Raw genomic sequence first — 16,648 nt, forward strand, 5'->3', positions numbered from 1 at the left:
ATAACGAAGTGAATCCAATTGTAACAAAGCCCGACGTTCTGCGTCACAGAATTTGAGGGGAAACACGATTTTGGCGTAAGCCACGGAGGGGAGCGAGAGATTTTACAAAGGCTGACACTATAGAGGTTTTCTTACCCTGTCTGGCCGGAAGGCGCGGCGGTGCGCCTGCCAGCAGTTCAGGAGGTTATTTTGCGACATTGGTCGCGGTATCGAGGTGAACCACCGGATTATCAGCAAAAAGATAGCGGTCAGCGTTAAATTCAAAGTCATCACTCGTTTCATTAAAAAGCATCTGTTTAGTGTTCTCCAGATGCTGCCACATTGCCAGTTTCGCCGCATGCGGATCTTTACGAATCAGGGCCTTAAGAATCTGGTCGTGGTCGTCACACCAGTTATCTACCGTGCGGGAATCAATGTGATCGTGCAGTTTCTTCCAGTACGGGTTGTGAACGCGCTGAGTCCACATTTTTTCAACGATTGCCGCCAGCGCTGTGTTTTGAGTCGCAAGGGCGACCTGGACGTGGAATTGCAGGTCCCATTCGGAATCGCGGAAACATTTTTCTTTACGCGCATGATCCTGGATTTCCATCAGCTTCATGATGTCCTGCTTGGTGACCTGCGTCGCTGCGAATTCTGCGATATTGCTTTCAATCAGCTGGCGAGCCTGGAGAAGCTCAAAGGGACCGTAGCTGGCAAATTCCAGACTTTCGTCCGGCGTGGGGGAGTGTTTCGCCTGGCTGGAAATCACGTGAATACCGGAACCTTTGCGTACCTCAACATACCCTTCAACTTCCAGCATGATGATGGCTTCGCGGACCACCGTGCGGCTGACGCTTTTTTCATCCGCAATAAAACGCTCAGCGGGAAGTTTATCACCGACAAGATAGACCCCTTGCTCGATGCGATCTTTCAGCTCGGCGGCAAGTTGTTGATATAAACGACGTGATTCGGTGATTTCCATATGCGCTCCAGGCAGGGTACGGCGAATGATTTGTTATACCACTTTTGCTTGCCACTCTCCAGATTTCGCCATTAAAAAAGCCGCCCGGAGGCGGCTTTTGCGACGTTTTTGCCGGGTGGCGCTACGCTTACCCGGCCTACGGTTTTATCGGGTGTTGTAGGCCGGGTAAGGCGGAGCCGCCACCCGGCACAACAAGCTAACTCTGCGTCGCCGGTCCCCCAAGGGACTCTTTCGCCAGTTCCTCGGCGGATTTACTCTTCAGCACCGTCCAGATAACCACTGCACCCAGCAGGTCGAAGATGGCCAGTACCGCGAACAGCGGGCTGAAACCGATGGTGTCTGCCAGCGCGCCGACCACCAGCGCAAACAGGGTACTTGCGGTCCAGGCGGCCATCCCGGTCAGACCGTTGGCGGTGGCAACTTCGTTACGACCAAACACGTCGGACGAGAGCGTAATCAGCGCGCCAGACAGAGACTGGTGAGCAAAGCCCCCGATACACAGCAGGGCGATAGCCACGTAAGGACTGGTGAACAGGCCAATCATGCCAGGGCCAATCATCAGCAGGGCGCCCATGGTGACCACCATCTTACGGGACACAATCAGGTTCACGCCAAACCAGCGCTGGAACAGCGGTGGCAGGTAGCCGCCGACGATACAGCCCAGGTCTGCAAACAGCATTGGCATCCAGGCGAACATCGCGATCTCTTTCAGGTTAAAGCCGTAGACTTTGAACATGAACAGCGGGATCCAGGCGTTGAACGTACCCCAGGCCGGTTCCGCCAGGAAGCGTGGCAGGGCGATACCCCAGAACTGACGGGTACCCAGGATCTGCCAGACGGACATTTTCTTGCCGTTGTCGGTCTGATGATGAGATTCCTGACCATTGATAATGTAGTCACGTTCTTCGGTAGACAGCTTTTTCTGATCGCGCGGGTGTTTATAGAAGATCAGCCACGCCATGGCCCAGGCAAAACTCAGCACACCGGAGATGATGAACGCCATTTGCCAGCTGTGCATCACAATCGCCCACACCACCAGTGGCGGAGCGATCATCGCCCCGATGGAGGAACCCACGTTGAAGTAACCGACAGCGATTGAACGTTCTTTTGCCGGGAACCATTCAGAGCTGGCTTTCAGACCCGCAGGGATCATCGCCGCTTCGGCAGCACCTACCGCACCACGTGCCAGCGCCAGCCCGCCCCAGCTGCCAGCCAGCGCCGTCGCCCCGCAGAAGACGGCCCATGCTACAGCGAAGAAGGCATAACCAATTTTTGTACCCAGAATATCAAGAACATAACCTGCAACAGGCTGCATTACGGTGTAAGCGGCAGAATACGCCGCAATGATGTAAGAGTATTGTTGTGTGGAGATATGTAACTCTTCCATCAACGTTGGCGCCGCTGCTGCCACGGTGTTACGTGTCAGGTAGCCCAGCACGGTGCCGAGCGTCACCAGTGCGATCATGTACCAACGTAACCCTTTAATTTTACGCATGTAAAACCTCATCGTTATGTTATTTCCGTGTCGGGACACGGCAACAACTCAACCGTTGCCGGGAGCTGTTCTGTAACGGGAGGGGCGTAACCGGGAACCTGTCCCGGAACGGCCCGAACCTTGCCATAAGTCATTGTGCTAAGTCGGCTTCCGTACCGTTAAATCCGATGTAACAAACACCGGTAATGCATTCCGTCGGCTTATAGTTTGCGACGGCGAAAAGATAACTTGTCATACAACTTTAAAAGGTGAGTGACATCACAAAAGAGTGAATCTTTGTAGGGATATTATGAGGCGTGCGCAAAGCCAGATCTGGCGCGGCCTGCAAGAAGGTTTACCCCTTTGAGGGTAATTTATTTGTCGACGTTTATTGATCTAACTCACGAAAAAAACGTCGGACTCTGGAAATTGGTGTGATAACTTTGCAGCATCTGAACATAAGCTTTCTGACGCTCCCGTAATGAGGAAGACGATAATGACACCGTTTATGACCGAAGATTTCCTGTTAGATACCGAATTTGCTCGCCGCCTGTACCACGACTACGCAAAAGATCAGCCGATTTTCGACTACCACTGCCATTTACCGCCGCAACAGGTTGCCGAAAATTACCGTTTCAAAAACCTGTATGATATCTGGCTGAAGGGTGACCACTATAAGTGGCGCGCGATGCGCACCAACGGCGTGGCCGAGCGCCTGTGTACCGGCGACGCGACCGATCGCGAGAAGTTTGACGCCTGGGCCGCTACCGTTCCCCACACCATCGGTAACCCGTTATACCACTGGACGCACCTCGAACTGCGTCGTCCTTTTGGCATCACCGGCAAGCTGCTCTCTCCCGCCACGGCGGATGAAATCTGGGATCAGTGCAACGAACTGCTGGCGCAGGATAGCTTCTCGGCGCGCGGCATCATGCAGCAGATGAACGTGAAGATGGTGGGCACAACCGACGATCCGATCGACTCCCTGGAGCACCACGCGGTTGTCGCGAAGGACAGCACCTTTGACATCAAAGTGCTGCCAAGCTGGCGTCCGGATAAAGCCTTCAACATTGAGCTGCCGACCTTTAATGACTACATGACGAAGCTGGCGGAAGTATCGGATACCGATATCCGTCGTTTCGCCGATCTGCAATCCGCGCTGACCAAACGTCTGGATCACTTTGCCGCACACGGCTGTAAAGTGTCTGACCACGCGCTGGACGTGGTGCTGTTCGCGGATTCCAGCGAAGCCGAGCTGGACAGCATCCTGGCGCGTCGTCTCTCCGGCGAAGCCCTGAGCGAGCATGAAGTCGCCCAGTTCAAAACCGCGGTGCTGGTGTTCCTCGGTGCGGAATATGCCCGTCGCGGCTGGGTTCAGCAGTACCATATCGGCGCGCTGCGTAATAACAACCAGCGTCAGTTCAAACTGCTGGGCGCGGACGTGGGCTTCGACTCCATCAACGACCGCCCTCTGGCGGAAGAGCTGTCAAAACTGCTGAGCAAACAGAACGAGCAAAACCTGCTGCCAAAAACCATTCTCTACTGCCTGAACCCGCGCGATAACGAAGTACTGGGCACCATGATCGGCAACTTCCAGGGCGAAGGGATGCCGGGCAAGATGCAGTTCGGTTCCGGCTGGTGGTTTAACGATCAAAAAGACGGCATGGAGCGTCAGATGACGCAGCTGGCGCAGCTCGGCCTGTTGAGCCGCTTCGTTGGCATGCTGACCGACAGCCGCAGTTTCCTCTCCTATACCCGCCATGAATATTTCCGCCGCATTCTGTGCCAGATGATTGGCCGCTGGGTGCACGCGGGCGAAGCGCCAGCGGATATCCAGCTGCTGGGCGAAATGGTGAGAAACATCTGTTTTAACAATGCGCGTGACTACTTCGCCATTGAACTGAACTAAGGCCGTTTGAGGTTGATATGCAATACATCAAAATCCATTCGCTGGATAACGTTGCCGTCGCGCTGGCAGATTTAGCCGAAGGGATGGAAGTGACCTTCGACAACCAGTCGGTGACGTTACGCCAGGCCATTGGACGTGGACATAAGTTTGCCCTGATCCCCATCGCGAAAGGGGAGAACGTGGTGAAGTACGGTTTGCCCATCGGTCATGCGCTGGCGGATATTGCGCCGGGTGAATACATTCATTCCCACAATACCCGCACCAATCTCAGCGATCTGGACGAGTACAGCTATCAACCTGACTTCCAGCCAGAAGAAGGACAGGCGGCCGATCGTGAGGTACAGATCTACCGCCGCGCCAGCGGCGAGGTGGGGATCCGCAATGAGCTGTGGATCCTCCCGACTGTCGGCTGCGTGAACGGGATCGCGCGTCAAATTCAGACGCGTTTCCTGAAAGAGACTAATGATGCTGAAGGCACCGACGGCGTGCATCTGTTCAGCCACACCTACGGTTGTTCCCAGCTGGGCGACGACCACATCAATACCCGCACCATGCTGCAAAATATGGTGCGCCACCCGAACGCGGGCGCGGTGCTGGTGATCGGCCTCGGCTGCGAGAACAATCAGGTCGACGCCTTCCGCGACACGCTGGGCGAATTTGACTCTGAGCGCGTGCACTTTATGGTGTGTCAGCACCAGGACGACGAAGTGGAAGCGGGCGTTGAACAGCTGCATCAGCTGTACGAGGTGATGCGTCACGACAAGCGCGAGCCGGGCAAGCTGAGCGAACTGAAGTTTGGCCTGGAGTGCGGCGGATCTGATGGCCTTTCCGGCATTACCGCTAACCCAATGCTGGGTCGCTTCTCGGATTACGTGATTGCCAACGGCGGCACTACGGTGCTGACCGAAGTGCCGGAGATGTTCGGCGCAGAGCGCATTCTGATGAGCCACTGCCGCGACGAAGAGACCTTTGAGAAGACCGTCACCATGGTCAACGACTTCAAACAGTACTTCATCGCCCATAACCAGCCGATATACGAGAACCCCTCGCCGGGTAACAAAGCGGGCGGGATCACCACGCTTGAAGAGAAATCCCTGGGCTGCACTCAAAAAGCGGGCGCCAGCCAGGTGGTGGACGTGCTGCGCTACGGTGAGCGGCTGAAAACGCACGGCCTGAACCTGCTCAGCGCACCGGGCAACGATGCGGTCGCCACCAGCGCGCTGGCAGGCGCGGGCTGTCACATGGTGCTGTTCAGTACCGGGCGCGGTACGCCGTACGGCGGGTTTGTGCCGACGGTGAAAATCGCCACTAACAGCGAACTGGCGGCGAAGAAAAAGCACTGGATCGACTTTGACGCGGGCCAGCTGATCCACGGCAAAGCGATGCCGCAGCTGCTGAGCGAATTCGTGGACACGATTGTGGAATTTGCCAGCGGCAGGCAGACCTGCAACGAGAAGAACGACTTCCGCGAGCTGGCGATCTTTAAGAGTGGTGTGACGCTATAAGTCGGGTGCGGGCTGGTGCCCTCACCCCGGCCCTCTCCCACAGGGAGAGGGTGCAAACACTAAAAACGGCAACACATGTTGCCGTTTTGCATTTACCTTGTAGGCCCGGTAAGGCGTAGCCGCCACCGGGCTTTTCTTTTTAACTGCGCAGGGCGTTCTTCGCTAAACGCGCATCTTCCGCCTGACAGGCTGCGGCGGTAAACAGCACGTCGGTAGAGGAGTTCAGCGCGGTTTCGCAGGAATCCTGCAATACGCCGATAATGAAACCGACCGCGACAACCTGCATGGCAATCTCGTTCGGAATACCGAACATGTTACAGGCCAGCGGGATCAGCAGCAGAGAGCCGCCCGCCACGCCGGATGCGCCACAGGCACACAGTGATGCAACGACGCTCAGCAGCAGCGCGGTTGGCAGATCTACCGGAATACCCAGCGTATGCACCGCCGCCAGCGTCAGCACGGTGATGGTAATCGCCGCACCGGCCATGTTCACGGTTGCACCCAGGGGAATCGACACCGAATAGGTATCGCGGTCCAGGTTCAGCTTCTCCGCCAGCGCCATGTTCACCGGTATGTTCGCCGCTGAGCTGCGGGTGAAGAAGGCATACACGCCGCTCTCGCGCAGGCAGGTCAGCACCAGCGGATACGGGTTGCGGCGGATCTGCCAGAACACCAGCAGCGGGTTGATCACCAGCGCCACCAGCAGCATACAGCCGACCAGGACGACCAGCAGCTGCGCGTAGCCCCACAGTGCGTCGAAACCGGTGGTGGCCAGCGTCGAAGAAACCAGACCAAAGATACCGACTGGTGCAAAGCGAATCACCAGCTTCACCATGAAGGTCACTGCATTGGACAAATCGTTAACCAGGTTTTTCGTGGTCTCGTTGCCATGACGCAGCGCGAAGCCCAGACCAATCGCCCAGACCAGGATGCCAATGTAGTTTCCGTTCATCAGTGCGGTGATGGGGTTAGAGACCATGCTCATCAGCAGGCCGCGAAGGACTTCCACAATCCCGGACGGCGGGGTGATATCACCGGCCGCGCTGGTCAGGTGCAGCGTGGACGGGAACAGGAAGCTAAACACAACGGCCGTTAAGGCAGCAGAGAAGGTTCCCAGCAGATACAGGAACAGAATAGGGCGAATGTTGGTTTTTTGTCCGTGCTGATGGTTGGCAATCGACGCCATCACCAGCATCAGCACCAGTACCGGGGCGACGGCCTTCAGTGCGCCAACGAAAAGGGTGCCGAGCAGTCCCGTCGCTTCCGCCGCAGGTTTTGACACCATCGCCAGCAGAATACCCAGTACCAACCCGACCAGAATTTGTTTTACAAGACTGCCCTGCGCCAGGCGCGCAAGCAGGCCCTTAGATTGTGTGCTCATACGTTATTCCTGAGTGAAATTGCGTTCCATCCTGGATGTGCTCTAAGTCACATTTGTATCCGGATGTAAGTATTTGTTTGCCTGGTTGAGTATCAGGGAAAGCAGCGAAAGGCGGAAGCGTAAAATGCTGGATTTTACGTGTTGCGTCATGTTTTTTAACTATTGGTTAACGAAAGTGCCGGGTGGCGCTGCGCTTACCCGGCCTGCATTGCATTTCCCCCTCTCCCCGTGGGAGAGGGGTGGGGTGAGGGCATCAGCCCGCACCGAACGTTGCACTAAGCCTGCTGCTTCTTATCGTGCTGGCGGTTAACCCAGGTATTGATAATCAGCGTCACCAGCAGAATGCCAAACACCACGCCGAGCGAAATGGCGATCGGGATATGGTAGAAATCAACAATCAGCATCTTGATACCGATAAAGACCAGAATCACCGACAGACCGTACTTCAGCATTGAGAAGCGCTCTGCCGCGCCCGCCAGCAGGAAGTACATCGCACGCAGGCCGAGGATCGCGAACAGGTTCGAGGTCAGGACGATGAACGGGTCGGTAGTGACCGCGAAGATAGCCGGGATACTGTCCACCGCGAAAATCACGTCGCTCAGCTCGACCAGAATCAGCACCAGCAGCAGCGGGGTGGCGAACAGCAGGCCGTTCTTACGCACGAAGAAATGCTCGCTCTCGATCTTGTCCGTCATGCGCAGATGACCCCGGATCCACTTCACCAGCGGCTTATCACCGATACCGGTATCGTCTTCTTTCGCCAGCGCCATTTTGACCCCGGTGAACAGCAGGAACGCACCAAACACGTACAGCAGCCATTCGAACTGGGTAATCAGCCAGCTACCGGCGAAGATCATGATGGTACGCAGGATGATGGCGCCTAGCACGCCGTATACCAGCACGCGGCGTTGCAGGGCCGCAGGCACGGCGAAGTAACTGAACAGCATCAGCCAGACGAAGACGTTATCAACCGCCAGCGCTTTTTCAATCAGATAGCCGGTGAGGAAGGCGAGTGCCTGAGGATCGGCCACCGCGCGACCTTCGGTTGAGGCCAGATACCACCAGAAGGCGGCGCAGAAAAGAAGTGAGAGGGTAACCCATACCAGCGACCAGACGGCGGCCTGCTTAACGCTCATGCCGTGTTCGCCGCGACGACCCTGCAAAAAGAGGTCGATCGCCAGCATGATGAGCACGACAACCGCGAATCCGCCCCACAGCATTGGAGTGCCGACAGAATGCATACTATTTTCCTTACACATAAAAAAACAAAAACGGCTATGGTCAGAAGACGATAGCCGTTAGCTTTTTATGCATAGACCTCGCCTTCCGGCAAGGTCTCACTTACAACCACGAAGGTTGCCCGGCGACCGGATGCGGTTTTGCACGCATCGTAATGACGATCCACCGGCGAAGAAGTTACTCCCCTTTGCAGGTAACAAATTATGTCAGACCATCGATTTCGTCAATGGTCTGCACGATTTCATTACACAGCTTTACGCGACGGCTTCCACATTCACGCCGTCTGCGGGGAAGATTACGCCGGTCTGTCGGCGGATCTCCGTTTGCAGCTTCGCCGTGGTGCGGCTGATCGCCAGTCCCGGGTGGTTCACTTCGTTGTCTTCTACCAGACGGGCGAAGACCTCTGCCTCATAAAGCATAGTGTTAATATGCTGAGGCTGCGTCAGCTCCTGCGCTTTTCCGCCGCGCGGGACGATGCTGAGCTTCTGGCATTCGGAGATTTTTTCGATCACCAGCGAGCCGTCTTCGCCCTGAATTTCGCTTGGCAGCACGGAGTCGCTGACCTTCGAGTGCTGCAACGTCACGCTGAAATCACCGTAGTCCAGCACCACAACGCCGTGTGCATCCACGCCGCTCTCCAGCAGGCTGGCGGTGGCCGTCACGCCGTGTGGTTCCCCCCACAGCGCAACCGCAGAGGCCAGGCAGTAAAAACCGATATCCATAATCGAGCCATTCGAGAAGGCCGGGTTAAAGGTGTTCGGGTTTTCGCCGTCCAGATAGCGCTGGTAGCGCGAGGAATACTGGCAGTAGTTGATAAAGGCTTTACGCACTTTGCCAATTTTCGGCAGGGACTGCTGCAACAGCAGGAAGTTGGGCAGGCTGGCGGTTTTGAACGCTTCAAACAGCACCACCTGGTTTTCGCGGGCAAGCGCAATGGCGGCTTCCACTTCGTGGATATTCGACGCCAGCGGCTTCTCGCAGATCACATGCTTTTTATGGCTGAGGAACAGCTTCGTTTGCGGGAAGTGCAGAGCATTCGGGCTGGCGATATAGACCGCGTCAATGGCGTCGCTTTGCGCCATCTCATCGAATGAGGTGAACAGATGTTCAACCAGGTAGTCATTCGCAAAACTTTGCGCCTGCTCAAGGCTGCGGGAATAGACTGCGGTGAGCTTATATTTGCCGGTTTCGTGGGCGGCGTCGACGAACTGGCGCGTGATCCAGTTCGTACCGATGACTGCGAAACGTATCATAGACGTTTACGTACTCCGTAGCAGGGAACCTAAAGCCACTGTAGCACGTCCTCATGACATTTCGCGTGCGCTACTGCGCATTACTCTTTAACGATAAATGCGTCAGCCACAAACGGGTATCAAACTCCAGCTGGTGGTACTGCGGCTCCATATGGCAGCACAGGGAATAGAACGCTTTGTCGTGATCTTTCTCTTTCAGGTGCGCCAGCTCGTGCACCACGATCATCCGCAGAAAGGCTTCCGGCGCATTGCGAAAGACGGTCGCGACGCGGATCTCCGCCTTAGCCTTCAGCTTGCCGCCCTGCACGCGGGAGATGGCGGTATGCAGGCCGAGCGCGTTTTTCAGCACGTGGATCTTGTTGTCGTACATCACCTTGTTGATCGGCGGGGCGCTCTTCAGATACTGGCTTTTCAGATCCTGCGTATACTGCCAGAGGGCTTTGTCAGTCGCGAAATCATGCGTGCCCGGGTAGCGTTTTTCCAGCACCGCGCCGAGCTTTCCCGCGGCGATCAGGTCGCGAACCTGGGATAGTAATTGCTCCGGGTAGCCCTGGAGATAAGTCAGCTGGTTCATCAAAACCCCAAAATAGTGTGAAAACGGGTATACTCACGCACCCTTTTCAGGGATACGCCAAATTTTACCATTCAGGAGGGCCGATGAGCCACTTAGACAACGGTTTCCGTTCACTCAACCTTAAACGTTTCCCGGAAACGGACGACGTGAACCCGCTTCAGGCGTGGGAAGCGGCGGATGAATATCTGCTGCAGCAGTTGGATGAGACTGAAATCCGCGGCCCGGTTCTGATCCTGAATGACGCGTTTGGCGCGCTGGGCTGTGCGCTGGCGGAACATGCGCCTTACAGTATCGGCGATTCTTACTTAAGCGAGCTGGCGACGCGTGAAAACCTGCGCCACAACGATATCGACGAATCCAGCGTGAAGTTCCTCGACAGCACCGCGGGCTACCCGCAGGCGCCAGGGGTGGTGCTGATTAAAGTGCCCAAAACCATGGCGCTGCTGGAGCAGCAACTGCGCGCGCTGCGTAAAGTCGTGACGCCAGAAACGCGCATCATCGCGGGCGCCAAGGCGCGTGATATTCACACCTCGACGCTGGAACTGTTCGAGAAAGTGCTCGGCCCGACCACTACGACGCTGGCCTGGAAAAAAGCGCGCCTGATCAACTGTACCTTCAGCGCACCGGAACTGGCCGACGCGCCAGAGACCCTGAGCTGGAAGCTGGAAGGGACCGACTGGACCATCCACAACCACGCGAACGTCTTCTCCCGTACCGGTCTGGATATCGGCGCACGCTTCTTTATGGAACATCTGCCGGAAAACCTGGAAGGGGAGATTGTCGATCTCGGCTGCGGTAACGGCGTGATTGGCCTGACGCTGCTGGCGAAGAACCCGGAGGCCAGCGTGGTGTTCAGCGACGAATCGCCAATGGCGGTGGCTTCAAGCCGTCTGAACGTGGAAACCAATCTGCCGGAGGCGCTGGATCGCTGCGAGTTTATGATCAATAACGCGCTGTCCGGCGTAGAGCCTTTCCGCTTCAACGCGGTGTTTTGCAATCCTCCGTTCCACCAGAAGCACGCCCTGACGGATAACGTCGCGTGGGAGATGTTCCACCACGCGCGCCGCTGCCTGAAAATCAACGGCGAGCTGTACATCGTGGCGAACCGCCATCTGGACTACTTCCACAAGCTGAAGAAGATTTTCGGTAACTGCGTCACCATTGCGACAAACAACAAGTTTGTGGTGCTGAAGTCGGTGAAGCTGGGGCGTCGTCGGTAAGATCGCTTTGCCTGGCGGCGCTTCGCTTGCACAGGCCTACGGTTTCAAATGCCCGGTGGCGCTTCGCTTACCGGGCCTACAATGGCCTCGGACCCGTAGGCCCGGTAAGCGAAGCGCCACCGGGCGATGCCGTTAAATACTCAGCGCCAGTTTTGTCCCCTGCGCAATCGCCCGCCGCGCATCCAGTTCCATCGCCACGTCGCACCCGCCGATCAAATGCACCGTTTTACCCGCTTCGCGCAGCGGATCGGCCAGATCGCGCTTCGGCTCCTGCCCGGCGCACAAAATCACATGATCCACGTCCAGCAGCTGCGGCTCACCGCCGATCAGAACGTGTAGCCCGTCGTCGTCGATCTTCTGGTAGCTCACCCCCGGGATCATCTTTACCCCGCGTGAGAGCAGGGTGGCGCGGTGGATCCAGCCTGTGGTTTTCCCCAGCCCTTCACCCGGCTTGCTGGCTTTACGCTGGAGCATCACGATCTGACGCGGGCTTTTCGGCAGCTGCGGACCTTCCGGGCGTAAACCGCCGGACTGACTGAGACTGGTATCAATGCCCCATTCCACGCAGAACTCAGCGATGTTCTGGCTGGTGGCTTCGCCCGGCTGGCTTAAATACATCGCGGTATCAAAACCGATCCCGCCGCAGCCGATGATTGCCACCTTCTCGCCAACCGGCGCTTTGTCCCTTAATACATCCAGATAGCTCAATACCTTCGGATGATCGATACCCTCGATCGCAGGCGTGCGCGGGGCGATCCCACTCGCGAGGATCACTTCGTCGAAACCGATCAGATCCGCCGCGCTGACAACCTGATTGAGCCGCAGATCGACGCCCGTCACCTCGATCATCCGGCGGTAATAGCGCAGCGTTTCATAGAACTCCTCTTTGCCGGGGATCTGTCTGGCGATAGTAAACTGCCCGCCGATTTCCGCCAGCGCATCAAACAGCGTCACGCTGTGCCCACGCGAGGCGGCATTGACCGCAAACGCCAGGCCAGCGGGTCCTGCGCCCACCACGGCCAGACGCTTCTTGTTGGTCGCAGGAACGATCGGCATTTTGGTTTCATGGCAGGCGCGGGGATTCACCAGGCAGGAGGTGACCTTGCCGACGAAGATCTGATCCAGACACGCCTGGTTACAGCCGATACAGGTGTTGATCTCATCCGCACGGCCGCTTTGCGCTTTGGAGAGCAGTTCGGCATCCGCAAGGAACGGACGCGCCATCGACACCATATCGGCGTCGCCGCGGGAGATCACATCGTCCGCCACCTGCGGATCGTTAATGCGGTTAGTGGTCACCAGCGGAACGGAGACTTTGCCTTTCAGCTTGCGCGTAACCCAGCTGAACGCCGCACGCGGCACCGGCGTGGCGATGGTGGGGATGCGCGCTTCGTGCCAGCCAATCCCGGTGTTGATAATGGTGGCACCAGCGGCTTCAATCGCCTGCGCCAGCTGCACGGTTTCGTCGAAGGTGCCGCCGCCTTCCACCAGGTCGAGCATCGACAGGCGGAAGATGATAATAAAATCCGCACCCGCACGTTCACGCACCGCACGCACCACCTCCACGGCAAAACGCATGCGGCGGGCATAGTCACCACCCCATTCGTCGTCGCGCTGGTTGGTGCGTGCGGCAAGGAATTCGTTGATCAGGTAGCCTTCTGAGCCCATCACCTCCACGCCGTCGTAACCCGCTTCCCGCGCCAGCGCGGCGCAGCGAGCAAAGTCATCTATCAGCGCCAGGATCTCGTCATGGCTGAGGGCATGGGGAGTAAAGCGGTTAATCGGTGCCTGAATAGCCGAGGGGGCAACCAGGTTCGGCTGATAGCTGTAGCGCCCGGTATGCAGAATTTGCAGGGCGATTTTGCCGCCCTCGTTGTGAACCGCATCGGACACAATGCGGTGGTGCGGCAGTTGTGACGCATCATTCAACACCGCGCCGCCCTCCATCGTCACCCCGGAAGGGGCAGGGGCTACGCCGCCGGTGACAATCAGCGCCACCCCGTGGCGCGCGCGCTCGGCATAGAAGGCTGCCAGACGTTCAGCCCCGTCCGGACGCTCCTCCAGCCCGGTGTGCATTGAGCCCATTAACACGCGGTTTTTGAGGGTAGTGAACCCCAGATCGAGAGGGGCGAATAACGACGGGTAGCGGCTCATAGTCTCTTCCAGTGTAAAATTATTGTTATGTGGTCGGATGAGTTACTAATTTAGCCAGCGGCGGCAGAAAGGTAAAAGCGGGATCGAATGATTGTGATAGATCTCAAAGAACTTCACCCCTCACCCCGGCCCTCTCCCCAGAGGGGAGAGGGTGAAAGGCCGCACGGAGCAGTCCCCTCTCCCCTCTGGGGAGAGGGTTAGGGTGAGGGGCGTGTGTCGCGCATCAGGCCCGGCGCCTGCCACATCGACGTTGTCAGCCCGCTGTCCACCAGCCCGAGCTGGTCCGCGTATACCGCCTGCCATTTCTGCATCATGCCGTCGTACAGCTCCCGGTGCGCCGGGTTTGGCGTGAACTCGCGGCTCCACTTCACCAGCCGCTCGCCCGTCGAGGCCATATCCGCGAACAGCCCCGCGCCAGCTCCTGCGGCAATGGCGCAGCCGAGCGCCGTTGCCTCTTTGACTTCTGGCACGCGCACCGGCAGGCCGGTGACGTCGCTTAAAATCTGGCTCCACAGGGCGCCCTTTGCGCCGCCGCCGGCAAACACCAGGCTCTCAAACGTCACGCCGGAGAAGCGCGAAATCTGCGCCAGGTTGCAGGCCGAGACGATCGCCGCGTTCTCTTCCAGCGCGCGGAACAGCGTCGCTTTGTTGCACTTTTCCGGGTCAATGGAGAGGTTAATAAACGACGGCGCGGCGTGGTACCACTGTTTGAAATGCATCGCGTCGGAGAAGATCGGCATCACCCCGTGGGAGCCCGGCGGGACGCGGCTCGCCATCTCTTCGAGCAGGGAGTAGGGGTCCATTCCCATGCGTTCGGCAATCAGCTTCTCTTCGGCGCAGAAGGCGTCGCGGAACCAGCGCATGGTCAGCCCGGTAAAGAAGCTGATCGACTCTGCCTGCGCCATGCCGGGGATAACGTGCGGGTTTACGCGGATGTTCATCTCAGGGTCGGTGCGCACCTGCGGCAGGTTCACCACCTGTTGCCAGAAGGTGCCGCCCAGCACCGCCGTTTGTCCGGCGCGCACCACGCCCAGCCCCAGACAGCCCAGCTGCACGTCGCCGCCGCCCATCACCACCGGGGTGCCCTCGCGCAGGCCGCTCTGTTGTGCGGCTGCTTTGGTGATGGCCCCCAGCACGGTGCCGGTCTCTTTTACCGGGGAGAGGATATCGGCGCGCAGCCCGGCCATGTCGAGCAGCGCCGGACGCCAGTCGCGGGAGAAGAGATCCAGCATGCCCGTCGTGCCCGCATTGGACGGGTCCACCGCCAGCTCGCCGGAGAGCTTCGCCGCCAGCCAGTCGCTGATCATGGTGATGGTGGCGGCTTTACGATAAATATCCGGACGATGGTGCGCCAGCCACAGCAGGCGCGGCATGGCGCTGAGGGCAAGCGTCTGGCCGGAAACGTCATACACTTCGGATTCAAACCGGTAATCGTGGATCTCTTTGAGTTCGGCCACCTCGCGGCTGGCGCGGGCGTCGACGTTGGCGCAGGCCCAGATAGCCTCGCCGTTGCGGTCGTACAGCACAATCCCTTCGCGCATCGAACAGCAGGCGACGGACTGAATATCCGCCGCGCTCAGGCGCGCGCGCTCCAGCGCCTGATGAATACACCGGCAGGCCAGCTGCCAGTTGGTGTCGAGGTCGAACTCCATCGAGCCCGGCACGTTCTCGACGCTAAGGTGTTTCCACTCGGCCTGGCCAACGGCAATCTGGTTGCCCTGCAAATCGAAAACAACTGCGCGAACGCTGCCTGTCCCTGCATCTAACGCTAAAAGGTAACTCATGAGCATGCCTCATTGTTAGCGCAGGGAGGGCTCTTAAATGGCCAGAGCCAGCACCGCGCGGGCTGTCGTCTCTTCCGTCACCAGGCCATTAATACGGCGGCCCTTCAGTGCGGCATAAATCGCATCGGCTTTCTCTTCCCCCCCGGCCACGCCTACGATGGTGGGCAGCTGTGCCAGTTCATCGAGCGTGACGCCCAGTAGTTCTTTGTGGATCTCCAGCTCCTCGACGCATTCCCCTTCGGCATTGAGGAAATAGCCAAGGATATCGCCGACCGCGCCCTTGCGGGCGTACATCAACTGTTCACCTTCGCTGATATAGCCGGAGCGCAGTATCGTCGCGTCACGGCGCTGGTTCACCGAGCCAATGCCGACCACCGCCACGTCAGCGGCGGTGGCGGCGAGGATCACGTCCCGCACGCTGGTTTCGCGCTTTAAGATCCCGGCGACTTCAGCGGATGACACGCGAAGCGGGGCAGGGATCATGCTGACGCTACAGGCCGCATCCAGCTGGCCGATACCGGTCATATACGGCCCCACGCCGCCGGAGAGCGTCACCAGGCGGATCTGCTGTGAGCTAATAAAGCCGCTCAGGTGTTGCAGGCTGCTCATGGTGGTTTCACCGAAGCCCACCGCTAACAGCTGGCCGGGCTCCAGCACGCCCATCAGCGACTGGGCCGCGCCAATGCCTAACCGCACGTTCATCGGCGGTGTATTCAGGGCGGGCATCACGCGCACCAGTTTCAGGCCAAATCGTTGTTGCAACTCGGTTTCCAGCGCCAGGCAGCCCTCGTAGCGGGAGTTTATCTGCACGCGGATCACCCCGGACTGACGGCCTTTCTCCAGCAGGCGGGAGATCTTCAGGCGCGGCAGCCCGAGCCGCTCGCCGATGTCGTTCTGGGTCAGCCCGTCGTGGTAGTAGCACCAGGCCACGCGCGCCACCAGCTCCTCTTCCGCCAGTGCCAGCCCGGCAAACCGTCCTTCTTCCGCAGTGCGTTTATCGCTCATAGTTGAACTCTTATAAAAATTTAGATCATATGTTCGTGATGGTGCGGCGTGAAAATGTGAGCCACGCGACAAAACGGATCTTTTCGATCCTTTCCGGTTTATCCGAATCTCAATCGATAAAACTGTGATCCCTGCACGGTTGTAAATATAGTTCACCGTCTACGCTTTTGAACATTATTAAATCTAAAA

General features: G+C 58.0%; 12 protein-coding genes. 3 read left to right on the top strand and 9 right to left on the bottom strand.

Going from position 1 to position 16,648, the window contains the following annotated elements; genetic code table 11:
- Nucleotides 1-184: 184 nt before the first annotated feature.
- On the bottom strand, nt 185-961 hold the full coding sequence (exuR, locus tag ACOT1A_RS12620) for a transcriptional regulator ExuR (RefSeq protein ID WP_023298695.1): 777 nt from the start codon (nt 959-961) through the stop codon (nt 185-187).
- Nucleotides 962-1,157: 196 nt separating this feature from the next.
- On the bottom strand, nt 1,158-2,456 hold the full coding sequence (locus tag ACOT1A_RS12625) for an MFS transporter (protein ID WP_022649474.1): 1,299 nt from the start codon (nt 2,454-2,456) through the stop codon (nt 1,158-1,160).
- 475 nt (nt 2,457-2,931) lie between these two features.
- Between ACOT1A_RS12625 and uxaC the strand changes: the two genes are divergently transcribed.
- Nucleotides 2,932-4,344 carry a glucuronate isomerase gene (gene uxaC / locus ACOT1A_RS12630; protein WP_023307034.1) on the top strand — a complete coding sequence of 471 codons (1,413 nt, stop codon included), beginning with the start codon at nt 2,932-2,934 and terminating at the stop codon, nt 4,342-4,344.
- A gap of 17 nt (nt 4,345-4,361) precedes the next feature.
- Complete coding sequence (locus tag ACOT1A_RS12635; protein WP_276170031.1) at nt 4,362-5,849, top strand: UxaA family hydrolase; 1,488 nt, start codon at nt 4,362-4,364, stop codon at nt 5,847-5,849.
- Between the two features lie 139 nt (nt 5,850-5,988).
- Here ACOT1A_RS12635 and sstT read toward each other — a convergent pair whose 3' ends face one another.
- From sstT to ACOT1A_RS12655, 4 genes are all read right to left on the bottom strand, one after another.
- Nucleotides 5,989-7,230, bottom strand: coding sequence for a serine/threonine transporter SstT (gene sstT / locus ACOT1A_RS12640; protein ID WP_023298692.1), 1,242 nt, complete (start codon nt 7,228-7,230; stop codon nt 5,989-5,991).
- A 275-nt stretch (nt 7,231-7,505) separates the two neighbouring features.
- Nucleotides 7,506-8,471: a TerC family protein gene (locus tag ACOT1A_RS12645; RefSeq protein WP_022649470.1), complete on the bottom strand. Its 966-nt coding sequence runs from the start codon at nt 8,469-8,471 to the stop codon at nt 7,506-7,508.
- Nucleotides 8,472-8,723: 252 nt separating this feature from the next.
- Entirely contained in the window at nt 8,724-9,722 is a 999-nt protein-coding gene (locus ACOT1A_RS12650) for a Gfo/Idh/MocA family protein (protein ID WP_276170032.1), read from the bottom strand.
- Between the two features lie 70 nt (nt 9,723-9,792).
- A complete protein-coding gene (locus ACOT1A_RS12655; protein ID WP_023298690.1) occupies nt 9,793-10,296 on the bottom strand; it encodes a M48 family metallopeptidase in 504 nt (167 codons plus the stop codon).
- Nucleotides 10,297-10,379: 83 nt separating this feature from the next.
- Here ACOT1A_RS12655 and rlmG point away from each other — a divergent pair, with 83 nt between their 5' ends.
- Nucleotides 10,380-11,516 carry a 23S rRNA (guanine(1835)-N(2))-methyltransferase RlmG gene (rlmG, locus tag ACOT1A_RS12660; protein ID WP_063137979.1) on the top strand — a complete coding sequence of 379 codons (1,137 nt, stop codon included), beginning with the start codon at nt 10,380-10,382 and terminating at the stop codon, nt 11,514-11,516.
- Nucleotides 11,517-11,648: 132 nt separating this feature from the next.
- Here the strand turns inward: rlmG and ACOT1A_RS12665 are convergent, their stop codons facing one another.
- From ACOT1A_RS12665 to lsrR, 3 genes are all read right to left on the bottom strand, one after another.
- On the bottom strand, nt 11,649-13,670 hold the full coding sequence (locus ACOT1A_RS12665) for an NADPH-dependent 2,4-dienoyl-CoA reductase (RefSeq protein WP_276170033.1): 2,022 nt from the start codon (nt 13,668-13,670) through the stop codon (nt 11,649-11,651).
- A gap of 197 nt (nt 13,671-13,867) precedes the next feature.
- Nucleotides 13,868-15,454 (bottom strand): autoinducer-2 kinase, encoded by a 1,587-nt coding sequence (gene lsrK / locus ACOT1A_RS12670; RefSeq protein ID WP_063152832.1) that lies wholly within the window; start codon nt 15,452-15,454, stop codon nt 13,868-13,870.
- 33 nt (nt 15,455-15,487) lie between these two features.
- A complete protein-coding gene (lsrR, locus tag ACOT1A_RS12675; protein ID WP_022649464.1) occupies nt 15,488-16,459 on the bottom strand; it encodes a transcriptional regulator LsrR in 972 nt (323 codons plus the stop codon).
- Between the last annotated feature and the right edge of the window lie 189 nt (nt 16,460-16,648).

This window comes from Enterobacter cloacae complex sp. SYL003, assembly GCF_049236925.1.
In the GTDB taxonomy this organism is placed as follows: Bacteria; Pseudomonadota; Gammaproteobacteria; order Enterobacterales; family Enterobacteriaceae; genus Enterobacter; species Enterobacter intestinihominis.